At 39.3% G+C, this 534-nt stretch carries 1 protein-coding gene; it reads right to left on the minus strand.

Annotated elements, in window-relative coordinates:
* Window positions 1-130: 130 nt before the first annotated feature.
* A partial coding sequence (locus HW561_RS23525) for a hypothetical protein (protein ID WP_211198769.1) occupies window positions 131-534 on the minus strand: 404 nt, incomplete at its 5' end.

A 534-nucleotide genomic window follows, 5' to 3' on the forward strand; every position in this document is an offset into this window, starting at 1 on the left:
TCTCTTCTTGAGAAAGGGGACTTTCATCAGGTTGCGGGGATGAGCCATTTTCTTCATTGTCAAAATGATGGTAGTGATGAACTTCCGTTGCTTTACTATCGTTGTTATCGTCAATCATGAATAGGTTCCGTTAAAAAAGATCATCAAAATCGTCTTGGATTGCTAAGTCGATTGTTACCGAATGAGTTGCGTAGCGATCACCCTGCTCACTATCCCACATAATTAGTTTATATGGGGTAGTTCTATCGAAGTTGCTGCCGTTTAGCGTCAGTATCGCATTGCGCTTGCGTTCATCAGAATTTGAGGATGAAGAGTCAAATAGTATCTGTGTTTTGTTTGAAACAACAGTGCCTTCAGGGTCTTCTATCCAAATGTTTAGATTGCGTTCTTTAAATTTATCGCCAATGGCATTGGTTTGTAAGAACTCAATTTTTTCACTAAGTGTAACAATACGAAGCCCATTACTAAGTGGCACTACCCCCACTTTTTGTTTTGCAGTCGTCTTTTGTTTGGTTGTTTTCAAGTGTTCAATAC

The organism is Ruegeria haliotis (assembly GCF_013377785.1).
GTDB classification, from domain to species: Bacteria; Pseudomonadota; Alphaproteobacteria; order Rhodobacterales; family Rhodobacteraceae; genus Ruegeria; species Ruegeria haliotis.